Here is a 24209-nt window from a genome sequence, read left to right as displayed (position 1 = left end):
CCCCCGCTCAGGCCGGCTCGAGGCCCATCGGTCCGTAGGCCCGCGTGTCGCCGTCGAACAGGCTCACCGCGACCACGCCCCGGCCGAGCAGGTCGCGCCAGTTCTCCCCCAGCCACGACTCGGCGTCGCCCTGGTTGTCCGACGGGGGCACCTCGACGCCGAGCGCGGCCGGGTCCAGCGTTGCGCCGTCGCGGCCCTCCAGCCGCCAGGTCCAGCTCATGCGGCCAGGCTAGTGACGGCACGCCGGTCGTGTCCGGGGTGTGACCGGAGCGCGGGTTACGCGCCCGACGGCGGGGGCATGGGGGCGGGGACCGATCCCGCCCCACGGAGGACCGATGACCGCCCCGACCGCGGGGGGCGCCTCGCGCGCCACCCCACCGCCCCCTCCGGCCGAGGACACCTCGACCGGCCAGCTGATCAGCCAGCTGACCGAGCAGGTCTCGCGCCTCGTGCGCGACGAAGCACGGCTCGCCCAGGCCGAGATGACCCAGAAGGCCAAGCGGCTCGGCGTCGGCGCCGGACTGTTCGGCGGCGCCGGGCTCTTCGGCTTCCTCGGGCTGTGCGTGCTCGTCGCCACGGCCGTGCTGGCCCTCGACGTCGTGCTGCCCGCGTGGCTGGCCGCGCTGATCGTCGCCGTCGTCCTGTTCGCCGTGGCCGGCGTGCTGGCGCTGATCGGCAAGAAGGACGTGCAGCAGGGCACCCCGCCGGTGCCGACCGAGGCGATCGCCAGCACCAAGGCCGACATCGCGACCGTGAAGGAGAACGCGCGGCGATGAGCACCCCCAGCGATGCCAGCAGGTCCGGTGCCGGCGGGTCCGACCCCGCCGCGTCCGGTCCGTCCGACCCCGACGCCATCAAGGCCGAGATCGAGGCCACCCGCGAGCAGCTCGGCCGCACGGTCGACGAGCTCAGCCACCGGCTCGACGTGCCGGCGCGCGCCAAGGAGGGCGCCGCCCGCGCCCGCGACACCGCCGTCGAGACCTACCGGGAGAGCCCGCCGGCCGTGGCCGGCGCCGGTGCGGCGCTCGCCGGTCTCGTCGGGCTGGTCGTGTGGCGCCGCCGGCGCAAGCGGCGCCGGGCCGCGGCCGCCTCGACCGGCACCTCCGCCGCGCTCGCCGAGGCCCGCGCCGAGACCCGCCGGGCGCGCCGGCGGGCCGACCGCGAGGCCGCGCGGGCCCGGAAGGCGATCGCGCGGAGCACGAAGCGGACCAAGCGCACGGCGCGGAGGACGGCGAGGAGGGCACGGAAGTGAGCAGCAAGGGCGCGAAGCTGGTCTACCGCCCGGTGGGCCTGGCCGGCGGTGTGCTGGCCGGCCTCATCAGCGGCACCATCTTCAAGCAGGTGTGGAAGCGGGTGTCCGGCGAGGAGGACGCGCCCAGTGCCCTGCAGAGCGAGTACCGGATGCGGGAGGTGGTCCTCGCCGCCGCCATCCAGGGCGCGCTGTTCGCCGCCACCAAGGCCGCGATCGACCGCGCGGGCGCGCGGGGCTTCACCAAGCTGACCGGCAACTGGCCGGGCGACTGACGCAGGCACCACCGAGCAGAGGGGGCGGCGAGATGGCCGGGACCAGGCAGCGCGACAGCGCGGTCGACCGGATCCGGGAGCGGGTCGAGGAGAAGGCGGCCCGGCGGGCGGCCGCGCGGGCGGCGGAGGAGCGCGCCGCCCGCGGCGAGCAGAAGGGGGACCCCGGCGCCGTCCCGCCGGGCGGCCCCTCCGCCGAGCGGCTGCCCGGCGTCCACGCCGACTCGCCCACGGAGATCCCGGCGCGCGGCTGGAAGCAGGTCGTCAAGCGGGCCTGGGCGGAGCACAACGCCGACAACATGCCGATCATCGCCGGCGGCGTCGCGTTCTTCGCCTTCCTGGCGATCTTCCCGGCGCTGATCGCCACCATCTCGATCTACGGGCTGGTCGCCTCGCCGGAGACCGTCGCCCAGCAGGTCGAGGACCTCTCCGCCCAGCTGCCCGACGAGGCCGCGAGCCTCATCGGCGACCAGCTGACCGCGATCACGCAGAACAGCGGCGGCGCGCTGTCGATCGGCCTGGCGATCTCGGTGCTCGCCGCGCTGTGGTCCGCGTCGGGCGGGACCGGCAACGTCGTCTCGGCGGTCAACATCGCGTACGACGAGGTCGAGACCCGCTCGTTCGTCAAGCGCAAGGCGCTGGCCCTCGGGCTCACGCTCGGCGCCATCGTGTTCGTGCTGGTCACCTTCACGCTGGTCGCTGTCGTCCCGGCCGTGCTCGACGCGCTGCCGCTCGGCGTGGTCGGGACGGTGCTGGCGCAGGTGCTGCGGTGGGTGCTGCTGCTCGGCGTCTTCGCGGGCTCGCTCGCGGTGCTGTACCGCGTCGCGCCCGACCGCGACGCCCCGCAGCTGAAGTGGGTGAGCCTCGGCGCGATCGTCGTGACGGTCATCTGGGCGCTGGTCAGCCTGGGCTTCAGCTTCTACGTCAACAACTTCGGGTCCTACGACAAGACCTACGGCACGATCGCCGGCGTCATCGTCCTGATGCTGTGGCTGTACCTGACCTGCTACCTGGTGCTGCTCGGCGCGGAGATCAACTCCGAGGCCGAGCACCAGACGGCGGAGGACACCACGCAGGGCCCGCCGGTGCCGATGGGCGAGCGCAACGCCACGATGGCCGACGAACTGCCCGACCCGCCGGAGCCGACGAAGGAGTCGAAGCAGAAGGCCTGAGCGCCGGCCCGGCTCGCCCCGGGGCGGTCGCGGCTACCGGACGTGCGAGGGCACGAACGGCGGCCTGACCACCTCGACCGGCTGGGGGCGCCCGCGCACGTCGACGGCGAGCGCGGCACCCTCGGTCGGCGAGGCCGCGGTGTCGAGCAGGGCGAGGGCGATGCCGGTGCGCAGGCTCGGCGAGAAGGTCCCGCTGGTGACCTCGCCGACCCGCGCGCCGTCGGCGTCGAGGACCGCCATGCCCGGGCGGGGGATGCCGCGGCCCGGGGCGCGCAGGCCCCACAGCAGGCGGGCCGGCCCGGTCTCCCGCTCGGCCAGCAGCGCCTCGCGGCCCCAGAACGCGGGCTTGCGCCAGCCCACGGCCCACCCGCTGCGCGCCTGCACGGGGGTGATCGACCGCGACAGCTCGTGGCCGTGCAACGGGTAGCCCATCTCGGTGCGCAGGGTGTCGCGCGCGCCCAGCCCGCAGGGGCGGATGCCCTCGGTGGCGCCGGCCTCCAGCAGCCGGTCCCACAGCTCCCCGGCCCGCTCGGCGGCCACCAGCAGCTCGTAGCCGTGCTCGCCGGTGTAGCCGGTCCGGCAGACCGTGACCTCCTGCCCCTCGCCGCCGGCGAACGCCATGTAGGCCAGGTCCGCGGCCAGCCCCGCGGCGGCCAGGACGGCCGGGGAGCGCGGCCCCTGGACGGCGAGGACGGCGACCTCCTCGTGCCGGTCGGTGACGATCACCCCGGCGGGGGCGGCGTCGGCGAGCCGCGTCAGCACCTCCTGCGCGTTGGCGGCGTTGGGGACCAGCAGCACGTCGTCCGGGCCGTGCAGGTAGACGATCAGGTCGTCGACCACGCCGCCGGCGTCGGCCTCGCCGTCGGGGACGCAGCACAGCGTGTACTGCGCCTGGCCCGGCCCGATGCGGGAGAGGTCGTTGGTCAGGCAGGCGTCGACGAACGCGGCGGCGCCCGGCCCGCGGACCGTGCCGGTGCCCAGGTGGGAGACGTCGAAGAGCCCGGCCGCCTCGCGCACCGCCGCGTGCTCGGCGAGCACGCCGCCGCCGGCGTACTCGATGGGCATCGACCAGCCGCCGAAGTCGGCCAGCTTGGCGCCGGCCGCGACGTGCCGGTCGTGCAGGGGCGAGGTCCGGGGGCTCACGCCCGGAACCGTAGCGACGCCGGCCCGGCCGCTCCTTCGCAGTCCTCAGGACCGCGGCGCGGGCGGGCCCTACGATCGTCGGGTGCCGCCGACGATCACCGCCACCGACCGCCCGCTCGAGAAGACGCCCGCCGACGCCGTCGTCGTCGGTGTCGGGAAGGGCAGCTCGGGGCTGCTGCCCACGCCCGGCGCGGAGGCCGTCGACCGGCTGCTCGGCGGCCGGCTGCTGCCCGCGCTGGCCGACCTCGGCGCCCGCGGGGGCGAGGACGAGGTCACCAGGGTCGCGAGCCTCGGCCAGGGCCCCTTCCCCGTCGTGGCGGCCGTGGGCCTCGGGGCCCCGCAGCCCGGCGGTGGCTGGTCGCCCGAGGCGCTGCGCCGCGCGGCCGGTGCCGCCAGCCGGGCGCTGACCGGGCGGTCCTCGGTGGTCACGCTGCTCGCCGCCGTCGGGGGCACCCCGGACGCCGAGCGCCTGCACGCGGTGGGCGAGGGCTCGCTGCTCGGCGCCTACGAGTTCACCGCCTACCGCTCCGACCTCCCCGCCGACCGGCCGGCGCCGCCGCGCGAGTTCACCGTGGTCGTCCCCGACGCCGGCGCGGCCAAGGCCCCGCTCGCGCGGGTGCGGGCGGTCGCCGACGCGGTCGCCCTGGTCCGTGACCTGGTGAACACCCCGCCCAACGACCTCTACCCCGCCGAGCTCGCCGCCCGCGGCGCGGCCGCGGGCAAGGCCGCGGGCCTGTCGGTGGAGGTGCTCGACGAGGCGCAGCTGGCCGCCGGCGGCTACGGCGGCGTGCTGGCGGTCGGCGGCGGCTCCGCCCGCGGCCCGCGCCTGCTGCGGCTGACCTACAACGGCAAGAAGGCCCGCAAGAAGGTCGCCCTCGTCGGCAAGGGCATCACCTTCGACAGCGGCGGCCTGTCGATCAAGCCCGCCGCCAACATGCACCACATGACCAGCGACATGGCCGGCGCGGCCGCCGTGATCGCCACCGTCTGCCTGGTCGCGCAGCTGGGCCTCCCGGTCGACGTCACGGCCACCGTGCCGATCGCGGAGAACCTGCCCGGCGGCAGCGCCTACCGCCCGGCCGACGTCGTGACCTTCCGCAACGGCAAGAAGGCCGAGATCACCAACACCGACGCCGAGGGCCGCGTCGTGCTCGCCGACGCCATCGCCCGCGCCGCCGAGGACTCCCCCGACGTGCTGTTCGAGACCTCCACGCTCACCGGCGCCCAGCTGGTCGCGCTCGGGTCCCGCACGGCCGGCGTGATGGGCAGCGACGACCTGCGCGACGCCGTCGTGGCCGCCAGCCGGCGCAGCGGCGAGCCGATGTGGCCGATGCCGATGCCGGAGGAGCTCCGCAGGGGCATCGACTCCCCCGTCGCCGACTTCGTCAACGCCAACGCCGACCGCATGGGCGGCATGCTCGTGGGCGCCCACTTCCTCGCCGAGTTCGTCCCGGCCGGGCTGCCGTGGGCGCACATCGACATCGCCGGGCCGAGCTACAACACCGGCGCGCCCTGGGGATACACGCCCAAGGGCGGCACCGGCGTCCCGGTCCGCACGCTGCTGGCCGCGATCGAGGACCTCGTCGCCGGCTGACCCGGGCCGGCCGGGTCCCCGGCCGGCCCCCACGGCGCGTCCGGGACCGCCCCGCCCTCGGACTGCGGCGCCGCACGGAGTGGCAGGATGGATCCGGACCATCCCCCACCCACTCGAGCGGGGGAACCCGAGAACCTCGAGGAGCACGTCGTGAGCGCACCCACCACCCCTGCCGACCTGGTCATCCTCGGCGGTGGCTCGGGTGGCTACGCCGCCGCGCTGCGGGCGGCGGAGCTGGGCCTGTCGGTCGTCCTGATCGAGAAGGACAAGGTCGGCGGCACCTGCCTGCACCGCGGCTGCATCCCGACCAAGGCGCTGCTGCACGCCGGTGAGGTCGCCGACCTGGCCCGCGAGGGCGAGCAGTTCGGCGTCAAGACCTCGCTGGCCGGCATCGACATGGACGGCGTCAACTCCTACAAGGACGGCGTCGTCTCCCGCCTCTACAAGGGCCTGCAGGGGCTGATCAAGAGCCGGAAGATCACCTACGTCGAGGGCGAGGGCCGGCTGGTCTCCCCCACCGCGGTGTCGGTGAACGGGCAGACCTACGAGGGCCGCCACGTCCTGCTGGCCACCGGCTCCTACTCCCGCACCATCCCCGGCGTCGAGCTCGACGGCGTCCGCGTCATCGACAGCGAGCAGGCTCTCGGCCTCGACCGCGTCCCGACCTCGGCGATCATCCTCGGCGGCGGCGTCATCGGCTGCGAGTTCGCCAGCGCCTGGAAGTCCTTCGGCGTCGACGTCACGATCATCGAGGGCCTCAAGCACCTCGTCCCGCTCGAGGACGAGAGCTCCTCGAAGCTGCTCGAGCGCGCCTTCCGCCGCCGGAAGATCAACTTCGAGCTCGGCAACATGGTGTCCTCGGTGCAGTCCACCGAGAACGGCGTCAAGGTCAGCCTGCAGAACGGCAAGGAGTTCGAGGCCGAGATCGTCCTCGTGGCCATCGGCCGCGGGCCGGTCAGCCAGGGCCTCGGCTACGAGGAGGCCGGCGTCGCCATGGAGCGCGGCTACGTCCTCGTCGACGGCTACTGCCAGACCAACGTCCCGACCATCTCCGCCGTCGGCGACCTGATCCCCACCCTGCAGCTGGCCCACGTCGGCTTCGGCGAGGGCATCCTCGTCGCCGAGCGCCTCGCCGGCCTCCCGGTCGTGCCGATCGACTACGCCGGCGTCCCCCGGGTCACCTACTCCGACCCCGAGGTCGCCTCCGTCGGCCTCACCGAGGTGCAGGCGCGCGAGAAGTACGGCGACGTCGAGACCCTCGTCTACGACCTCGGCGGCAACGGCCGCAGCCAGATCCTCAAGACCCAGGGCGCCGTCAAGCTGATCCGCCAGAAGGACGGCCCGGTCGTGGGCGTCCACATGGTCGGCAGCCGCGTCGGCGAGCTGGTCGCCGAGGCGCAGCTCATCTTCAACTGGGAGGCCCTCCCCGACGAGGTCGCCTCCCTCATCCACCCGCACCCGACGCAGAGCGAGGCCATCGGCGAGGCCCACCTGGCCCTCGCCGGCAAGCCGCTGCACGCGCACAGCTGACGCCACACCCCGCGCCGCCGCCCGACCTCTCCCCCACCCGCGCCACCCCGAAGGAGCCCTCTCCCGATGCCGACCTCCGTCACCATGCCCGCCCTGGGCGAGAGCGTCACCGAGGGCACGGTCACCCGCTGGCTCAAGCAGGAGGGTGAGCAGGTCGAGGTCGACGAGCCCCTCCTCGAGGTCTCCACCGACAAGGTCGACACCGAGATCCCGTCCCCCGCGGCGGGCGTCCTCACCAAGATCCTGGTGGCGGAGGACGAGACCGTGGACGTGGGCGCGGAGCTCGCCGTCATCGGCGGGGAGGGCGACGGCGGCGGCGCAGGTGGGCCGGCGTCGGCCGAGGACGCTGACTCGACCCCGCAGACCCCCGACGAGCAGGTCGAGGACGCGGGCCCCGGCCCGTCCGAGGCGCCGGCCCCGGCCGCCGAGGCGCCCGCCCCCGACGCCGGCCAGGGCGGGAGCCAGAGCGGCCAGGGTGGTGGCGAGGGGACGCCGGTCACCATGCCGGCGCTCGGCGAGAGCGTCACCGAGGGCACCGTCACCCGCTGGCTCAAGGCCGTCGGCGACGAGGTCACCGCCGACGAGCCGCTGCTCGAGGTCTCCACCGACAAGGTCGACACCGAGATCCCGGCTCCGGTCTCCGGCACGCTGCTGGAGATCACCGTCAACGAGGACGAGACCGTCGACGTCGGCGCGCAGCTCGCGGTGATCGGCAGCGCCTCGTCCGGCGGTGGCGCCCCCGCGCCGGCCCAGCAGGCCCCGGCCCAGGAGCAGGCCCAGGAGCAGGCCCCGGCCCAGCAGGACACCCCGGTCACCCAGCCGGCGGCGCCGCGTCAGGAGCCGCCCGCCGAGGCGCCCCCCGGCCCCCCGCCGTCGGTCCCCGCGGGCGCCGACTACGGCTCCGGGGCGGCCGAGACCGTCGCCGAGCAGCAGCAGACGCCGCCCACCCAGCCCGATCCCGCGCCGGCCCAGCAGCAGGCCCCGGCTCAGCAGCAGGCCCCGGCTCAGCAGCAGGCGCCGGCGCAGCCGTCCGCGCCGGCCCCGGCCGACGGCAGCGGCACCTACGTCACCCCGCTGGTCCGGCGCCTGGCCGCCGAGCACGGCGTGGACCTCACCTCGGTGACCGGCACCGGCGTGGGCGGCCGCATCCGCAAGCAGGACGTCCTGGCCGCCGCGGAGGCGGCCGCGGCTCCGGCTCCGGCCGCCGCTCCCGCCGCGCCGTCGGCCCCGGCCGCCGCCGGTCGTCCCGCCGCCCCGTCCCCGGCCGCCCAGCCGGACCCGGCGCTGCGCGGCCGCACGGAGAAGATGTCGCGCCTGCGCGGCGTCATCGCCCGCCGGATGGTCGAGTCGCTCGCGATCAGCGCGCAGCTGACCACGGTCGTCGAGGTCGACGTCACCCGGATCGCCAAGCTCCGCGACCGTGCCAAGCGGGACTTCGAGACCCGCGAGGGCGCCAAGCTCTCGTTCCTGCCGTTCTTCGCCAAGGCGGCCGTCGAGGCGCTCAAGGCCCACCCGGCCGTGAACTCCTCGGTGGACATGGAGGCCGGCACGGTCACCTACCACGACACCGAGAACCTCGGCGTCGCGGTGGACACCGAGCGCGGCCTGCTGGTGCCGGTCATCCACGGTGCCGGCGACCTGAGCATCGGCGGCCTGGCGCGCAAGATCGCCGACCTGGCCGAGCGGACCCGGATCAACAAGGTCACGCCCGACGAGCTCGGCGGCGGCACGTTCACGCTGACCAACACCGGCAGCCGCGGCGCCCTGTTCGACACCCCGATCATCAACCAGCCGCAGGTGGCGATCCTGGGCACCGGCTCGGTGGTCAAGCGCCCGGTCGTCGTCCAGGACCCCGACCTCGGCGAGGTCATCGCGGTCCGGTCGATGGTCTACCTGGCCCTCACCTACGACCACCGGATCGTCGACGGCGCCGACGCCGCCCGCTTCCTCGGCACCGTCAAGGAGCGCCTGGAGGCCGGCCAGTTCGAGGGCGAGCTGGGCCTCGCCTGATGTCCCCCGGTCGGGCCCCGGCGCACGCGCCGGGGCCCGACCGCTTCCGTGCCAGGGGGGACGAGGAGCGTCATGAAGATCGCTGTCACCGGGGCCTCGGGCCTCATCGGCTCGGCGCTGGTCCCCGCCCTGCGCGAGGACGGCCACGAGGTCATCCGGCTGGTCCGGCGCACCCCGCGCACGGCCGACGAGCACCGCTGGGACCCCCAGCACCGGCGCATCGACGCGGCGGTTCTGGCCGACGTCGACGCCGTGGTCAACCTGGCCGGCACGCCGATCCGGCCGCGTCCGTTCACCGCGTCCTACAAGCGGGACCTGCTCGCCAGCCGGGTCGACAGCACCACCACCATCAGCGAGGCGCTGGCCACCGCGGCCGCCGTGGACCCCTCGCGGCCGCGGGTCCTGCTGTCGGCGTCGGCGGTCGGCTACTACGGCGACACCGGTGACCGCGTCACCGACGAGCAGGCGCCGCCCGGGGACGACTTCCTCGCCCGCGTCTGCGTCGAGTGGGAGGCCGCCACCCGCCCGGCCACGGACGCCGGCGTGCGGGTGGTGACCCTGCGGACGGGCCTGGTCATCGACCGCGGCGCGATGCTCGTGCGGATCCTCGGCACCGTCTTCCGCCTCGGCCTGGGCGGGCGGATGGGGTCGGGCCGGCAGTACTGGCCCTGGGTCGGCCTCGCCGACGAGATCGGCGCCATCCGGTTCCTGCTCACCGCCGACGGCGTCCGCGGGCCGGTCAACCTGACCGGGCCCGAGCCGGTGCCCAACGCCGAGTTCGTCCGGGAACTGGCCGCCGCCGTGCACCGGCCCGCCGTCCTGCCGGTGCCGGCGTTCGCCATCCGCGCCGGCCTGGGCGAGTTCGGCCGGTCGAGCGTGCTCGCGGGCCAGCGGGCGGTCCCGGCCGCGCTGCAGGCCGCCGGGTACCGCTTCACGCACGCCACGCTGTCCTCCGCCCTGCACCAGGCGCTCGCCCGGCGCTGACCGGCTCACGCCAGCCGCCCCGCCGAGCCGATCCGCCAGCCCTCCGGGCCGGGCACCAGCACCATCGCGACCTCCGCCGGCGCCCGCCCGGGCTCGGTGCGCAGGGCCGGACCGCCGGGGTCGGCCGCGGGCACGACGGTGTAGGCCGGCCAGGAGTCGACGAGGCCCACCCGCACCTGCCCGTCCGCGGCGGGCGGCCCGGCGACCTCCACGCCGGTGACGGCCGGCTCGAAGCCGCGCAGCGCCTCGCCGGCCGCGGCCAGCGCGGCGAGGGAGGCGCGGTCGGCGGCGAGGAGCGGGCTGTCGGCGGTGTAGACGCCGTCGAGCAGGGCCGTGTCGCCGGTGGTGAAGGCCTCCGCGCGGCGGTCGTAGAGGGCGACGAGCACCGCCGTCCAGTCCGTCGCCTCGGGCGCCGGGGTGGGCTCCGGGTCCGGGAGGACCGGCTCGGGGAAGACCGGCGCGGGGGTCGGGAGACCCGTGTCCGGCGCGGGCTCCGGGGCGGCCGTCGCCGTCGCGGTCGCCGGTGCGCTGGCCGTGGCGGCCGCTGCCGCCTCCGCCGGGAGCGGTGCCGCGCCCGGTCCGGACCGCGACCACAGCAGGCCGCCCCAGACGGCGACGCCGACGAGCAGCGCCGTGCCGACGGCGGCCGCGGCGCGGCGGAGCACCGCCGCCGAGGGCCGGCGCCGGCCACGCGCCGGCGGCACCTCCCGTGGCGCGGGGCGCCGGTGCCGGCCGGGCACCTGGTGGGTGAGCTCCGTGCGCGGCCCCGTGCCGGCATCGGCGAGGTCGGCGTCCGGGCCCCCGGCCGCGGGCAGCCGGACGGGCTCGGGCCGGCAGGCGTGCCGCAGGTCGAGGGCGAACGCGGCGGCCGAGCCCCGGGCGTGCGGATCGGCCGACAGCCCGCGGACGACCACCTCGAGGAGCGCGGGCGGGCAGCCGGGCGCCAGGGCGGCGAGGTCGGGCAGCTCCCCCGCCGCCGCGACGTCGAGGGTGTCGGCCGGGGTGGCGGCGTTCCACGGCGGCACCCCGGTGAGGGCGTGGAAGGCCGCCGCTGCCACGCCGAAGACGTCGGAGGCCGGACCGGGTGCACCCCCGCGGGCGACCGCCGGGTCGACGTAGGCCGGCGTGACCTCCCCGGCCGCCTCCTCACCGAGCACCCGGGCCACCCCGAGGTCGGTGAGCACCGGCCGCCCCTCCGCGGTGAAGACGACGTTGCCCGGCGAGAGGTCGCCGTGCACCACCCCGTCCTCGTGCGCGCGGGCGAGCGCCGCGGCGACCGGCGCCAGAGCGGTGACGACCTCCCCTGGCCGCAGCCGCCCGCGGCGGGCCAGCAGCGCGGCCAGGCTGCCGCCCTCCAGCAGGTCGAGGACGAGTGCCACCCGGGCCGGTCCGCCCCGCCGCGGCTGGTGCACCACCTCGTGCAGCCGGACCAGGTGCGGGTGGTCCAGCGCACCGAGCAGGGCGGCCTCGCGCGCCTGCCGGGCGGCATCGCCCGCGACGAGGACCTTGACCGCCACCGGCGGGCCGCCGCCGCGCGGCCGGGCGCGCCAGACCTCACCCGACCCGCCCCGGCCGAGCAGCCGGTCGAGCAGGTAGCCGGGCACGACGGGCGGCAGCGGGCACTCGTCATCGGGAGGCGCGGACACGGCCGGGACGGTAGGTCCCGCGGCGCCCCGCCCGCTCCGGCCGTCCACAGGCCGGGATGCCGTCCACAGCCCGCCCGGCCGACGGGTGCCGCGGCCGTGCTGCGCCTAGGTTCGGGCCATGCCGCTCCCTGCTCGTGCCGAGGTCGTCGTGGTCGGCGCGGGACTGGCCGGCCTGTCGGTGGCCACCCGGCTGGCCGCCGCCGGGGTCGACGTCCACGTGCTCGAGGCCGCCGCGCACGTCGGGGGGCGGCTGGCCACCGAGCGGGTCGACGGGTTCGTGGTCGACCGCGGGTTCCAGGTGTTCAACACCGGCTACCCGCGGGCCGCCGACCTCGACCTGCCCGCCCTGGACCTCGGGTACTTCGTGCCCGGCGCGGTGGTCCGGGTGGACGGCGCGGCGCACCGGGTCGCCGACCCGCGGCGCCGGCCGGGCGCGGCGCTCGACACCCTGCGCGCGCCGATCGGGTCGCTGCCGCAGAAGGCGGCCATCGCCGCGTTCTCCGCCCGGGCCGGGTACTGGCCGGTCCGGCGGCTGCTCGGCGCCCGGGAGACCTCGGCGGCCGAGCACCTGCGGCAGGCCGGGGTGGGCACCGCGGCGCTCGAGCGCTTCTTCGGCCCGTTCCTCGCCGGTGTGCTGCTCGAGGACCGGCTGGAGACCTCCAGCCGCTACCTCGACCTGCTGTGGCGGAGCTTCGCCCGCGGCGCCACCGGGCTGCCCGCGGCGGGCATCCAGGCGATCGGTGAGCAGCTCGCCCGCCGGGTCGGCAGCGACCGGGTGCACACCGGCGTCCGAGTGGAGGCGGCCACCGGCGACGGCGTCACCAGCGACGCCGGTCCGGTGCGGGCCGACGCCGTCGTCGTGGCCACCGACCCCGGTACCGCCACCGGGCTGGTGCCCGCGGTCGAGGCGTCGGCGCCGCGGCAGGTCACCACGCACTACCACGTGCTGCCGTCCTCGCCCTGGACGGAGCCGCTCATCGTCCTGGGCACCCCGGGCGGGCGGCTGGTCAACAGCGTCGTGCTCAGCGACGCGCAGCCCGCCTACTCCCCCGACGGACGGGCCCTCGTCGCGAGCAACAGCCTCGCCCCCACCCGCGAGGCCGACGTGCGCGACGAGGTGGCCCGGCTGCACGACGTCGCCGCCGCCGACCTGGCGCACCTGACCACCGTGACGGTGACCGGCGCCCAGCCCGCCGCCCTGCCGCCGTTGCGTCACCTCCGCCCGGTCGACCTCGGCGGCGGGCTGTACGTGTGCGGCGACCACCGCGACACCCCGTCGATCCAGGGCGCCATGGCCAGCGGCCGCCGCACCGCCGCCGCTGTCCTGCGCGCGCTGCGGCCGGGCACCGCCGGAGCCGCCTGATGGCCGCCACCGCACCGACCGTCCTGGCCACGAGCATCGGCTTCGACTCCCGCGGCCGCGGTCCCTCCGACTGGGCGCCTGGTCCCGTCTTCGACCTCGCCGCCGAGCTCGCCGGGGCGCCGGAGCGGCCGCGGCTGTGCTGGCTCGGCACCGCCACCGGCGACGACCCGGCGCGGCTGGCCGGCGTGTACGGCGCCTTCGCGGGCAGCCGGGTGCAGGTCAGCCACCTGAGCCTGTTCCCGATGCCCACGGTCGCCGACGTGCGGGCGCACCTGCTGGCGCAGGACGTCGTCTGGGTGGGCGGGGGCAGCGTCGCGAACCTGCTCGCGGTGTGGCGGGCGCACGGGCTCGACGAGGTGTTCCGCGAGGTGTGGGAGGCGGGCGTCGTGCTGGGCGGGGTGTCGGCGGGGTCGCTGTGCTGGCACGTCGGCGGCACCACCGACTCCTTCGGCCCCGACCTGCGCCCGGTGACGAACGGCCTGGGGCTCATCCCCACGTCCAACGGCGTCCACCACGACTCCGAGGAGCAGCGCCGCCCGCTGTACCACCGGCTGGTGGCCGACGGCACGCTTCCGGCCGGGCACGCCACCGACGACGGCGTCGGCCTGGTCTACCGGGGCACCGACCTGGTGGAGGCCGTGGCCGACCGGCCGGGGAAGGCCGCCTACCGGGTGGAGCGGGGGCCCGGCGGCGGTGCCGTCGAGACCCGGGTCGAGCCGCGCCGGCTGCGGTGAGCGCGGGCATAGGCTGGGTGGCGTGACCGAACTGCGCGTCGTCCGGGCCGGCACCGTCCCCTACGAGGAGGCGTGGGCACGCCAGCGCGAGATCCACGCCGCGCGCGTGGCCGGGGAGGGCCCCGACACGCTGCTGCTGCTCGAGCACCCGTCGGTCTACACCGCCGGCCGGCGCACCGAGCCGCACGAGCGCCCGTTCGACGGCACCCCGGTCGTCGACGTCGACCGCGGCGGCAAGATCACCTGGCACGGGCCCGGCCAGCTGGTCGGCTACCCGATCGTCGCGCTGCCCGACCCGGTCGACGTCGTCGCGCACGTGCGGCGCCTCGAGGACGCGCTGATGGAGGTCTGCGCCGGCCTCGGCGTGAGCACGCAGCGGGTCGAGGGACGCAGCGGCGTCTGGATGGCCGCCGACCCGCCCGGTCCGGACAGCCGGCACCGCCCCGAGCGCAAGATCGCCGCGATCGGCGTGCGCGTGGCGCGCGGCGTGACCATGCACGGGTTCGCGCTCAACTGCGACCCCGACCTGGGCGCGTTCGGCGCCATCGTCCCGTGCGGCATCGCCGACGCCGGCGTCACGTCGCTCACCGCGGAGCTCGGCCGCGACGTCCCCGTCGCCGAGGTCGTCGACGCCGTCGAGGACGCGGTGCGCCACGTGCTCACCCTCGCCCCGGCCGTCTGACCGCCGTGGCCGGCCTGCCGCAGAGCAGCACCTACGTCAGCCTCACCACGTTCCGCCGCACCGGCGAGGCCGTCCCCACCCCGGTGTGGGCCGCGCCCGACGGCGACCGGCTCGTCGTCTGGACCCGCGCCGACTCCGGCAAGGTCAAGCGGCTGCGGCACACCGCCCGGGTCACCGTGGCGCCGTGCGACGTCCGCGGCCGCACCACCGACGAGCCCGTCGAGGCCACCGCCGTCCTGCTCGAGCCGCACGAGTGGCGGCAGGCACGGGCCGCCCTGGCGCGGCGCTACGGCTGGCAGTGGAGGGTCTCCTACGCCAGCTCGAAGCTCTGGCAGCGGGTCACCCGACCCGGCATCCAGCGGCACGCGATGATCCGCGTCCGCCCCGCCTGAGCCGGGGACGGCCCGCCCCGTCCCGCCCGGGCCGGAGCCCGGGCGGGACGGGCGGTCAGCCGACGACGAAGTTGACCAGCCGGCCCGGGACGGCGATCACGCGCCGCACCGTCTTGTCCGCCAGCTGCGCGGCCACCCGCTCGTCGGCCCGCGCGGCCGCCTCGAGCGCCGCGGCGTCGGCGTCGGCCGGCACGTCGACCTGCGCGCGCACCTTGCCGTTGACCTGCACGGCCACCTGCACGGTGTCCTCGGCCAGCCAGCGCTCGTCGGCGACCGGGAACGGCGCCCACGCCACCGAGTCGGCATGCCCCAGCCGGGCCCACAGCTCCTCGGCCAGGTGCGGGGCCAGCGGCGCCACCAGCAGCACCAGCGGCTCGGCCACCTCCCGCGGCACCGGCGAGTCGGCGCCGTAGGCCGCGGTCAGCGCATTGGTCAGCTCCGCGACCCGGGCGATCGCGACGTTGAACCGCAGCGTGGCCATGCCGTCGCGCACGCCGGCGATCGCCCTGTGCAGCGCCCGCAGCTCGTCGTCGCCGGGGGCGGCGTCGGCGGCCCGGACGGCGCCGGTCTGCTCGTCGACGACGACCCGCCAGATCCGCTGCAGCAGCCGCTGCGAGCCGACGACGGCCTTGGTGTCCCACGGACGCGACTGCTCCAGCGGGCCGGTGGACATCTCGTACACCCGGAAGGTGTCGGCGCCGTAGGCCCCGATCATCTCGTCGGGCGTGACCATGTTCTTCAGCGACTTGCCGATCTTGCCGTACTCGCGGTTGACCGGCCTGCCCTCGTAGAGGAACCGCCCGTCCTGCTCGACGACGTCGGCGGCGGGCACGTAGAAGCCGCGCTCGTCGGTGTAGGCATAGGCGGAGATGTAGCCCTGGTTGACCAGCCGGCGGAACGGCTCCTCGCTGGAGACGTAGCCCAGGTCGTGCAGCACCTTGTGCCAGAACCGCGCGTACAGCAGGTGCAGCACCGCGTGCTCCATGCCGCCGACGTAGAGGTCCACGCCGCCGACGTCGCCGGGCGTCCGCGGGCCCATCCAGTAGCGCTCCAGCTCCGGGTCGACCATCTGCGTGTCGTCGCCCGGGTCGATGTAGCGCAGGTAGTACCAGCACGAGCCCGCCCAGTTGGGCATCGTGTTGGTCTCACGGCGGTAGGGCTTCAGGCCGTCGCCCAGGTCCAGCTCGACGGTCGCCCACTCGGCCACCCGCGACAGCGGGGGCTCGGGCGCGGAGTCGGCGTCGTCGTCGGCGAAGGTCTTGGGCGAGTAGTCGTCGACCTCGGGCAGCAGCACCGGCAGCAGCGACTCCGGCACCGCCCGCGGCAGGCCGTCGGCGTCGTAGACGACCGGGAACGGCTCGCCCCAGTAGCGCTGCCGGCTGAACAGCCAGTCGCGCAGCTTGTAGGTGGTCGTCGCCTCGCCGTGCCCGGCGGACACCAGCCACGCGGTCATCCGGGCGATGGCGTCGGCCTTGTCGGTCAGCCCGTCCAGCGAGACCTGCTCGTTCGACGAGTTGATCATCGGCCCGCTGCCGGTGTACGCGCCGCCGTCGAAGTCGGCGGGCGGCTGCACGGTGCGCACGACGGGCAGGCCGAAGGCCTCGGCGAACTCCCAGTCGCGGGTGTCCTCGCCCGGCACGGCCATGATCGCGCCGGTACCGTAGCCGGTCAGGACGTAGTCGGCGATGAAGACCGGCAGCTCGCGGCCGGTCACCGGGTTGACGGCGGTGGCGCCCAGCCAGACGCCGGTCTTCTCCCGGCTCTCGTTCTGCCGGTCCAGCTCCGAGCGACGCGAGGCCTGCCGCTGGTACTCGCGCACCGCCTCGGCCGGGGTGGCCGCGCCGCCGGTCCAGCGCGGGTCGGTGCCGTCGGGCCACGCCTGCGCGGTGAGCGTCTCCACCAGCGGGTGCTCGGGCGCCAGCACCATGTACGTGGCCCCGAACAGCGTGTCGGGACGGGTGGTGAACACCTCGATCGTCTCGGCTGGGTCGTCCGCCCGCCCCGCCGCCCCGACGGCGAAGCGGATCCGCGCACCGGTCGACCGGCCGATCCAGTTGCGCTGCATCTGCTTGACCGAGTCCGACCAGTCCAGCCGGTCCAGGTCGGCCAGCAGCCGCTCGGCGTAGGCGGTGATCCGCATCATCCACTGGGTCAGCGGGCGCCGGAACACCGGGAAGTTGCCGCGCTCGGAGCGCCCGTCGGGCGTGACCTCCTCGTTGGACAGCACCGTGCCCAGGCCCGGGCACCAGTTCACCGGCGCCTCGTGCCGGTAGGCCAGCCGGTGCGCGTCGACGACCTGCCGCTTCTCGACGTCGGACAGCTCCGCCCAGGGCCGGCCCGACGGGTTGGTGCCCGGGGCGGGCGAGCGGGTGCCGGCGTCCAGCTCGGCCACCAGCTCCTCCACCGGGCGGGCGCGGCCGGCCTCCTCGTCGAACCAGGCGCCGAAGATCTTGAGGAAGATCCACTGCGTCCACCGGTAGTAGCCCGGGTCGATCGTCGCGAAGGTGCGGCGCTCGTCGTGGTCGACGCCCAGCCGGCGCAGCTGCGCCCGGATCGCCGCGATGTTGGCCTCGGTGGTGATCCGCGGGTGCTGCCCGGTCTGCACGGCGTACTGCTCGGCGGGCAGGCCGAAGGCGTCGTAGCCCATCGGGTGCAGCACGTTCTCGCCGTCCATGCGGCGGAACCGGCTGGTGACGTCGGTGCCCAGGTAGCCCAGGGGGTGCCCGACGTGCAGGCCCGCGCCCGAGGGGTACGGGAACATGTCCATGATGAAGGTCTTGGGCCGGTCGGCGACGCGGTCGAAGCCCTCGGACAGCCGGCCCGTCGGGTTGGGCGTGTGGAAGGTGCCCTCGCGCTCCCACCTGTCCTGCCATTCCAGCTCGATCCGCTGCGCCAGCGCGGGTGTGTAGCGGTGCGGCGGGACGCCCTCGTCCGCAGGCTCGGTGGTGGGCTGGCTCGCCGTCTGGCTCATCGCGGTGCTCCCGGGGTCATCCGTCGGCGGACATGAAAAAACCCCTCACGCAGGAGGGGTCGCCGTGCTGACTGGTGCTTCAGGTCAGCACGGCCGGAGAAGCAGGCGCCCGCCGGTCACTCCCCCAGCCTAGCGCGACGCCGCGACTCACCCGGAGGGGTCGGACCGGCGGTGCCCGGGTGCATGTCGGCGCGGTACCCGCCGATGGAGTCCCCGTGCGCCCTGACGCGGTCTCCCCCCGGCGTGCCGGGACCGATCCCCGTGACCTCCTGCTGGTGGTCGCGGCCCTCGGCGTGACCGCGTTCTCCACCGGCGTCGGCCCGCGGCCGGGCGGAGCGGTGTGGGACGTCGTCTACGACGTCGTGCTCTACCACGTGGCCTGGGTCGCCGCGGGCATCGCCTGCTGGCTGACCGCCCCCCGCGCCCCGCGCGAGGCCCTCGGCTGGCGCGCCATCGGCACCACGCTGCTGCTGGCCAGCGTCGGCAACATCGCCCGCATCATCGAGACCGGCCAGGCCGGGACGACGCCGTCGGTGGTCGGCGACACCTGCGTGACGGTGGCCTACGCCTTCCTCTACGTGGCGCTGTTCGTCTTCATCCGCGCCCGCGTGAGCCGGTTCCTGCCGAGCATGTGGCTCGACGGCGTCATCGGCGCCCTCGGCACCGGCGCCGTCGGGATCGGCTTCCTGCTCGGTCCCTACCTCACCGGCGCCGGCACGGTCTCCTACCTGCAGCTGGCCTGGCCCGCCGCCGACGTGCTGCTGCTGGCCCTGCTCGCCGGGGTCGGCGCCATCCTCGGCGTGCACCTGGACCGCACGCTGCTGCTGGTCAGCGCGTCGGTCGCCCTCATCTGCGTCGCCGACGTCGGGCTGTTCCTGCTCAGCGTCGCCGGCCGCTACTCCGACGGCGGGCCGCTCGAGCTGGTCTGGCTGGCCGGCGTGCTCTGCGCCGGCGTCGCCGCGCAGCGCACCACCGGCGACCCCGAGCCGCGCGAGGAGGGCGCCGGCGTCCGGATCTCCTGGCGGCTGGTCGCGCTGCCGCTGGCCGGGGCGCTGGCCGCCCTCACCGTGCTCGCCGCCGGATACGGCGACCACCTGCCCGCCAGCGCCGGCTGGCTGGCCGTCGGCTGCGTGCTCGCCGTCCTCGGCCGGACGGCGGTCACCTTCCGGGAGGTCCGCTCCTTCGCCGTCGCCCGCCAGGAGGCCCGCACCGACGAGCTGACCGGCCTGCCCAACCGCCGGGCGCTGCTGGAGACCGCGCGCACCGTCGTCGCGGGCGCCACCACCGCCTCCCCGGCCGCGCTGCTGCTGCTCGACCTCGACGGCTTCAAGGAGGTCAACGACAGCCTCGGCCACGGCGCCGGCGACCAGCTGCTGTGCCAGGTCGGCCCGCGGCTGACCCCGGCCCTGCGCCCCGGCGACGTGCTCGCCCGCCTCGGCGGCGACGAGTTCGCCGTCCTGCTGCCCGCCACCGACCTCGACGGCGCCGCCGAGCGGGCCGGCATCGTGCACGACCTGCTGCGCCAGCCGTTCGTCGTCGACGGGATCCGGCTGCACGTCGGCGTCAGCGTCGGCGTCTCCACCGCCCCCGTGCCCGCCGACGACGTCCAGGAGCTGCTGCGCTGCGCCGACGTCGCCATGTACGCGGCGAAGACCGAGCGCACCGGCGTGCACGTCTACGTGCCCGACCCGCGCAGCGGCTCCGGCGAGCGGCTGCGGACGATGGAGGAGCTGCGCACCGCGCTGGTCGAGGACCAGCTCGACGTCCACCTGCAGCCGCAGGTGGCCATGGACGACGGCCGCGTGGTCGGCGTCGAGGCCCTGCTGCGCTGGCACCACCCCGAGCGCGGTCTGGTCGGCCCCGGCGTGGTGCTGCCGGCCGCCGAGCAGGCGGGGCTCATGCGCCCGCTCACCGACACCGTGCTCGAGCGCTCCCTCGACGCGGTCGCCCGCTGGTGGGGCGAGCACCGCGTGCCGGTGTCGGTGAACCTGTCGGCGGCCAACGTCGCCGACCTCGACCTGCCCGGCAAGGTCGCGGCCAAGCTGGCCCGCCGCGGGCTGCCGCCGACCGCGCTCACCCTCGAGCTGGTCGAGGACACCCTCATGGCCGACCCCGAGCGCGGCCGCACCGTGCTCGGCGAGCTGCGCCGCCTCGGGGTGCGCACCTCGATCGACGACTACGGCACCGGCTACAGCTCGCTGGCCTACCTGCGCCGGCTGCCGGCCGACGAGCTCAAGCTCGACCGCAGCCTGACCTCCGACGTCGACGTCGACGAGCGCGCCGCGGCGATCGTGCGGCACACCGTCGCCCTCGCCCACGACCTCGGGCTGACGCTGGTCGCCGAGGGCGTCGAGGACGGCGCCACCGCCCGGCGGCTGGCGGCGCTGGGCTGCGACGTCGCGCAGGGCTACGCCGTCGCCCGGCCGATGCCGGTCGAGGACCTGCTGGTCTGGCTCGCCGCCGACCGGGCGCCGCTCACCGCGGCCCCCTGAGCGGCACCGCCCCGGGGTGTGCCGATCCGGCCGAGCGTGCAGGATGGCCGGAGTCGATCAACCCGGAGGTGCGATCCGTGTTCCGCTCCCAGTCCCACGGCCAGGTCATCGGGGCCGAGCTGCAGGAGAGCCTGAGCCACCTCGGCGCCGCCGTGTCCGAGGCCGGCCGGGCCGCCGCGGAGCAGCTGGGCCCCCGCGTGGAGGCCGCCCGCGAGGCCACCGGCCCCGTCCTCGACGCCGCCCGTGTGGCCGTCGCCCCGAAGGTGGCCGCGGCCGTCGCCGCCGCCACCCCCGCCGTCGACGCGCTCGTCGACGCGCTGACCCCCCGCGTGGAGGCCGCCCGCGACGCGGCGACGCCGGCGCTGGAGCTGGCGCGCGAGCGGGTCGACGCCGCCGTCGACGCGCTCACCCCGCGCGTCGTGGCCGCCCGCGAGTCGGCCGGCCCGGCGGTCACCTCGGCGCTGGCCGCCGCGGGCGCCGCCGCCGCGAAGGCCGCCGCCGACCTCGGGCCCCGGCTCGAGGCCGCGCAGTCCGCCACCCGCACCGCGCTGGCCGCCGAGGTGGCGCCCCGCGTGGCCGCGGCCCGCGACACCGTCGTCCCCGCGCTGGGCAGCGCCCGCGACACCGTCGTCGCCGGGGTGGGCACCGCGCTGGGCGAGCTCGACCAGCGGCGCGCCGAGCTCGTCGGCGGCACGGCGAAGGCCGCGAGGAAGACGAAGAAGAAGTCCGCGAAGAAGGTCGCGCAGGCGAAGCGATCCGTGGGTAGTGACACGGGGTCGCGCCGCTGGCCGTGGGTGCTCCTGGCCCTCGCCGTCGGTGCGGCGACGTTCTCCTTCCTGCGCCGCAGGAAGCAGGACCCGTGGACGCCGGCCCCGGCCGGTGACGGGCCCGTGCCGAGCTACCGAGAGGACCCCGTGCCCAGCGCACCGAGCAACGACCAGTCCGGCAAGACCGTCTCCTCCGCCCAGTGGGAGTCGGGCGACTCGGCCCCGCCCGAGTCGGACATGGGCATCCGCGACGCCCAGAACGTGGCCGGCGACGACGACGCCGGCGCCACCGACCCGACCGAGACCGCGCCCGAGCCGTTCACCGGCGGCGGCAACGCGCAGGAGGGGCCGACCGCCGGTCCCGCCGGGCCGGGCATGGCCTGACGGCACCCGCCGCAGCACCCGCCGCGGCACCCGCTCCGCACACCGCCCCCGCCGCCTCCGAGGCCGCGGGGGCGGTGTGCGTCCGGGGGTACCGTGGGGATCATGAGCGAGACGGCGACGACCAGCACCTCCGACTCGTCCCCACTCGGTCCCGCCGGCCGCAAGCTGCTGCGCCTGGAGGTGCGCAACAGCCAGGTGCCCATCGAGCGCAAGCCCGAGTGGATCAAGACCCGGCTCAAGACCGGCCCGGAGTACACCGAGCTCAAGTCGCTGGTCCGCCGCGAGGGCCTGCACACCGTCTGCGAAGAGGCCGGCTGCCCCAACATCTACGAGTGCTGGGAGGACCGGGAGGCCACCTTCCTCATCGGCGGTGACCAGTGCACCCGGCGCTGCGACTTCTGCCAGATCGACACCGGCAAGCCCGCCGACTTCGACGCCGACGAGCCCCGCCGCGTGGCCGAGAGCGTCGCCGCGATGCAGCTGCGCTACGCCACCGTCACCGGCGTCGCCCGCGACGACCTGCCCGACGGCGGCGCGTGGCTCTACGCCGAGACGGTGCGGCAGATCCACGCCGCGGTCCCCGGCTGCGGCGTCGAGCTGCTCATCCCCGACTTCAACGCCGACCCCGCGCAGCTGGCCGAGGTGTTCTCCTCCCGTCCGGAGGTGCTCGCGCACAACGTCGAGACGGTGCCGCGGATCTTCAAGCGCATCCGCCCCGGCTTCCGGTTCGAGCGCTCGCTCGCCGTGATCACCGCCGCGCGCGAGGCCGGCCTGGTCACCAAGTCCAACCTCATCCTCGGCATGGGCGAGGAGCCGCACGAGGTCGTCGAGACCATGCGCGCGCTGCACGAGGCCGGCTGCGACCTGCTGACCATCACGCAGTACCTGCGCCCCTCGCCCCGGCACCACCCCGTCGTCCGCTGGGTGAAGCCCGACGAGTTCGTCGGCTTCCAGCAGCAGGCGGAGGAGATCGGCTTCCCGGGCGTGCTCGCCGGGCCGCTCGTGCGCAGCTCCTACCGGGCCGGCCGGCTCTACCAGCAGGCCGTGGAGGCCCGCGGTCTGACCCCTCGGGGCTGAATCCCGCGGTCCCCCGCCCGCGCCCGACCGGGGACGCGCCCGCGCGCCCCTATCCTGGGGACATGGCACGCAGCAAGCCCACAGACTCCACCGCGCCGTCCGGACGCGGCAAGGCCGCGACCGGTCCCGGCTCCCGCGGCCGGACGACGGGCGGTGCCACCGCGGCCAGCGCCGTCGGCGCGGCCGGGACCGGCAAGGCCCCCAAGGCCGGCAAGGCCCCCAAGGCCCCGAAGCTCGGCAAGGACGGGCAGCCCAAGGTCGGCCGGCTCAAGCGGTTCGGCAACCAGGCCCGGATGATCAAGCAGGCCTACTCGCTGACGGCGAAGAACGACCCGAAGCTCCCCTGGTTCATGCTCATCGCCTTCGTGGTGGTGGCCGGCCTGATCGAGCTGGTCGCGATCCTGTTCGGCGCGCCGTTCCTGTTCCTGCCGATCGCGATCGTCCTGGGCCTGCTCGCCGCGATGATCGTCTTCGGCCGGCGGGCGCAGGGCTCGGCCTACCGCCAGGTGGAGGGCCAGCCCGGCGCGGCCGCGTGGGTGCTCGAGGGCATGCGCGGCGACTGGCGGGTCTCCTCCGGCGTCGCCGGCACCGCGCAGCTGGACTCCGTGCACCGGGTGCTCGGCCGCCCCGGCGTGATCCTCGTCGGCGAGGGCTCCCCCACCCGGGTCCGCGGGCTCATCGCGCAGGAGAAGAAGAAGATCGCCCGTGTCGTCGGCGACACCCCGATCTACGACATCACCGTGGGCGACGAGGAGGGCCAGGTCCCGCTGCGCAAGCTCTCCACCCACGTGATGAAGCTGCCGCGCAACCTGTCCGCCGGTGAGGTCAACACCCTCGGCCGGCGGCTGGCCGCCCTCGGCGGCGCGCGCATGCCGGTGCCCGGCGGGCCGCTGCCCGGCGGCCGGCAGATGACCGTCAGCCAGCGGCAGGTCCGCCGCCGCTGACCCCCGGTCCGGCAGGGAGCCCCGCACCGCACGGTGCGGGGCTCCCGTCGTGTCGGGGGCGCGTCAGACGGCGGCCGTCAGACCGCCATGGTTACGCGGCGACGGCCGGACGGCGCCGCCGGAGGCCCAGCATGTACGGCAGCCCGGCCCCCGCGACGGCGGCCGTCCGGCCCAGCCGCGCCCGCAGCGGCGGGGCCGGCAGCTCGGGCGGCGGGCCGGCGAGGTCGCCGACGTCGACGAACCACGAGCGCACCGGGCCGATCCCCTCGAGGTCCTGGGCGATCTCGTGGGCGTCGTCCGGCAGGCCGTCCCCGCTGCGGTAGAGCTCCTCGGACAGCAGCACGTACTCCGGGACGTCGACGGGGTTCTTGAGCATCCGGTGCACCTGGATGACGTCGATGCCCACGAGCTTGCGGCGCTGCCGGATCGTCTGGGTGGCCACCTCCCCGACGTGCGCGACGAACTTCAGCGTCAGCGCCTCCGCCTGGGCGCACCCCCGGCACGGGCACAGCACCGCCGCGACGTGGCGTCGCTCCGCGTGGAACGCGCGGTGCATGGCGACGACGGCGCGCGTGGTGGCGTCCAGCGGGCCGCCGCCGGGGCCGTCGGCGCGGCGCGAGAGGAAGGCGGCGTCCCCCTCGATCTCGACCAGGTCGAAGCCCCGGGCGGCGTCGACCACCCGGTCCAGCAGCCGCGCGGTGTTGACTTCGGCGTGCGCGAGGCTCATCCGGTGGGTGCTCATGTACTCGGTGTAGCCACCGATGTCGGCGATCAGCAGCAGAGCCCGGGCGGAGGCCATGCGG

Annotated in this window: 21 protein-coding genes; 16 read left to right on the top strand and 5 right to left on the bottom strand. The window is 76.1% G+C overall.

Features of this window, described 5'->3' with window-relative positions:
* Window positions 1-7: 7 nt before the first annotated feature.
* Window positions 8-220, bottom strand: coding sequence for a hypothetical protein (locus BUE37_RS20740; protein WP_073422350.1), 213 nt, complete (start codon window positions 218-220; stop codon window positions 8-10).
* Window positions 221-335: 115 nt separating this feature from the next.
* On the opposite strand from BUE37_RS20740, the gene BUE37_RS20735 reads away from it, so the two are divergent.
* Genes BUE37_RS20735 through BUE37_RS20720 form a run of 4 tightly spaced genes read left to right on the top strand, consistent with a single transcriptional unit; the run spans window position 336 to window position 2693 of the window.
* Window positions 336-776 (top strand): phage holin family protein, encoded by a 441-nt coding sequence (locus BUE37_RS20735; RefSeq protein WP_073422349.1) that lies wholly within the window; start codon window positions 336-338, stop codon window positions 774-776.
* Window positions 773-1252, top strand: coding sequence for a DUF3618 domain-containing protein (locus BUE37_RS20730; RefSeq protein ID WP_073422348.1), 480 nt, complete (start codon window positions 773-775; stop codon window positions 1250-1252). The genes BUE37_RS20735 and BUE37_RS20730 overlap by 4 nt, the downstream gene beginning before the upstream one ends.
* Entirely contained in the window at window positions 1249-1524 is a 276-nt protein-coding gene (locus BUE37_RS20725; protein WP_073422347.1) for a DUF4235 domain-containing protein, read from the top strand. The genes BUE37_RS20730 and BUE37_RS20725 overlap by 4 nt, the downstream gene beginning before the upstream one ends.
* A 32-nt stretch (window positions 1525-1556) precedes the next feature.
* Window positions 1557-2693: a YihY/virulence factor BrkB family protein gene (locus BUE37_RS20720; RefSeq protein WP_073422346.1), complete on the top strand. Its 1137-nt coding sequence runs from the start codon at window positions 1557-1559 to the stop codon at window positions 2691-2693.
* Between the two features lie 33 nt (window positions 2694-2726).
* On the opposite strand, the gene gcvT is transcribed toward BUE37_RS20720, so the two are convergent.
* Window positions 2727-3836, bottom strand: coding sequence for a glycine cleavage system aminomethyltransferase GcvT (gcvT, locus tag BUE37_RS20715; RefSeq protein WP_073422345.1), 1110 nt, complete (start codon window positions 3834-3836; stop codon window positions 2727-2729).
* Between the two features lie 82 nt (window positions 3837-3918).
* Here gcvT and BUE37_RS20710 point away from each other — a divergent pair, with 82 nt between their 5' ends.
* The 4 genes from BUE37_RS20710 (at window position 3919) to BUE37_RS20695 (ending at window position 9954) form a co-directional block, all read left to right on the top strand.
* Window positions 3919-5430: a leucyl aminopeptidase gene (locus BUE37_RS20710; protein ID WP_073422344.1), complete on the top strand. Its 1512-nt coding sequence runs from the start codon at window positions 3919-3921 to the stop codon at window positions 5428-5430.
* 150 nt (window positions 5431-5580) lie between these two features.
* Complete coding sequence (lpdA, locus tag BUE37_RS20705; RefSeq protein ID WP_217651341.1) at window positions 5581-6960, top strand: dihydrolipoyl dehydrogenase; 1380 nt, start codon at window positions 5581-5583, stop codon at window positions 6958-6960.
* 66 nt (window positions 6961-7026) lie between these two features.
* Window positions 7027-8970 carry a 2-oxoglutarate dehydrogenase, E2 component, dihydrolipoamide succinyltransferase gene (gene sucB, locus BUE37_RS20700; protein ID WP_073422342.1) on the top strand — a complete coding sequence of 648 codons (1944 nt, stop codon included), beginning with the start codon at window positions 7027-7029 and terminating at the stop codon, window positions 8968-8970.
* 72 nt (window positions 8971-9042) lie between these two features.
* Window positions 9043-9954 (top strand): TIGR01777 family oxidoreductase, encoded by a 912-nt coding sequence (locus BUE37_RS20695; RefSeq protein ID WP_073422341.1) that lies wholly within the window; start codon window positions 9043-9045, stop codon window positions 9952-9954.
* Between the two features lie 5 nt (window positions 9955-9959).
* Here the strand turns inward: BUE37_RS20695 and BUE37_RS20690 are convergent, their stop codons facing one another.
* Window positions 9960-11600, bottom strand: coding sequence for a serine/threonine-protein kinase (locus BUE37_RS20690; protein ID WP_073422340.1), 1641 nt, complete (start codon window positions 11598-11600; stop codon window positions 9960-9962).
* Window positions 11601-11718: 118 nt separating this feature from the next.
* Here BUE37_RS20690 and BUE37_RS20685 point away from each other — a divergent pair, with 118 nt between their 5' ends.
* From BUE37_RS20685 to BUE37_RS20670, 4 genes are read left to right on the top strand one after another with little or no spacing between them, the layout of a single operon-like run.
* Window positions 11719-12963, top strand: a complete 1245-nt coding sequence (locus BUE37_RS20685; RefSeq protein ID WP_073422339.1) for an NAD(P)/FAD-dependent oxidoreductase — start codon at window positions 11719-11721, stop codon at window positions 12961-12963.
* Window positions 12963-13697 (top strand): Type 1 glutamine amidotransferase-like domain-containing protein, encoded by a 735-nt coding sequence (locus tag BUE37_RS20680; RefSeq protein ID WP_073422338.1) that lies wholly within the window; start codon window positions 12963-12965, stop codon window positions 13695-13697. Before BUE37_RS20685 ends, BUE37_RS20680 begins: the two co-directional genes overlap by 1 nt.
* 22 nt (window positions 13698-13719) lie before the next feature.
* Window positions 13720-14379 (top strand): lipoyl(octanoyl) transferase LipB, encoded by a 660-nt coding sequence (lipB, locus tag BUE37_RS20675; RefSeq protein ID WP_073422337.1) that lies wholly within the window; start codon window positions 13720-13722, stop codon window positions 14377-14379.
* Between the two features lie 5 nt (window positions 14380-14384).
* Window positions 14385-14771 (top strand): PPOX class F420-dependent oxidoreductase, encoded by a 387-nt coding sequence (locus tag BUE37_RS20670; protein WP_139253084.1) that lies wholly within the window; start codon window positions 14385-14387, stop codon window positions 14769-14771.
* Window positions 14772-14826: 55 nt separating this feature from the next.
* Here the strand turns inward: BUE37_RS20670 and leuS are convergent, their stop codons facing one another.
* Window positions 14827-17742 carry a leucine--tRNA ligase gene (gene leuS / locus BUE37_RS20665; RefSeq protein WP_073422336.1) on the bottom strand — a complete coding sequence of 972 codons (2916 nt, stop codon included), beginning with the start codon at window positions 17740-17742 and terminating at the stop codon, window positions 14827-14829.
* Between the two features lie 215 nt (window positions 17743-17957).
* Here leuS and BUE37_RS20660 point away from each other — a divergent pair, with 215 nt between their 5' ends.
* From BUE37_RS20660 to BUE37_RS20645, 4 genes are all read left to right on the top strand, one after another.
* Entirely contained in the window at window positions 17958-20234 is a 2277-nt protein-coding gene (locus BUE37_RS20660) for a putative bifunctional diguanylate cyclase/phosphodiesterase (protein WP_245794820.1), read from the top strand.
* A gap of 77 nt (window positions 20235-20311) precedes the next feature.
* Window positions 20312-21385: a hypothetical protein gene (locus BUE37_RS20655; RefSeq protein WP_073422334.1), complete on the top strand. Its 1074-nt coding sequence runs from the start codon at window positions 20312-20314 to the stop codon at window positions 21383-21385.
* 102 nt (window positions 21386-21487) lie between these two features.
* Window positions 21488-22462: a lipoyl synthase gene (gene lipA / locus BUE37_RS20650; RefSeq protein ID WP_073422333.1), complete on the top strand. Its 975-nt coding sequence runs from the start codon at window positions 21488-21490 to the stop codon at window positions 22460-22462.
* Window positions 22463-22524: 62 nt separating this feature from the next.
* Window positions 22525-23406: a DUF4191 domain-containing protein gene (locus tag BUE37_RS20645; protein WP_073422332.1), complete on the top strand. Its 882-nt coding sequence runs from the start codon at window positions 22525-22527 to the stop codon at window positions 23404-23406.
* Window positions 23407-23497: 91 nt separating this feature from the next.
* On the opposite strand, the gene BUE37_RS20640 is transcribed toward BUE37_RS20645, so the two are convergent.
* Window positions 23498-24205: a DUF2652 domain-containing protein gene (locus tag BUE37_RS20640; protein ID WP_073422331.1), complete on the bottom strand. Its 708-nt coding sequence runs from the start codon at window positions 24203-24205 to the stop codon at window positions 23498-23500.
* Window positions 24206-24209 lie beyond the last annotated feature (4 nt).

Source organism: Geodermatophilus nigrescens (assembly GCF_900129495.1).
In the GTDB taxonomy this organism is placed as follows: Bacteria; Actinomycetota; Actinomycetes; order Mycobacteriales; family Geodermatophilaceae; genus Geodermatophilus; species Geodermatophilus nigrescens.
The sequence above is the reverse complement of the archived record's forward strand: the minus strand, read 5'-3'. Positions and strand labels throughout refer to the sequence as shown.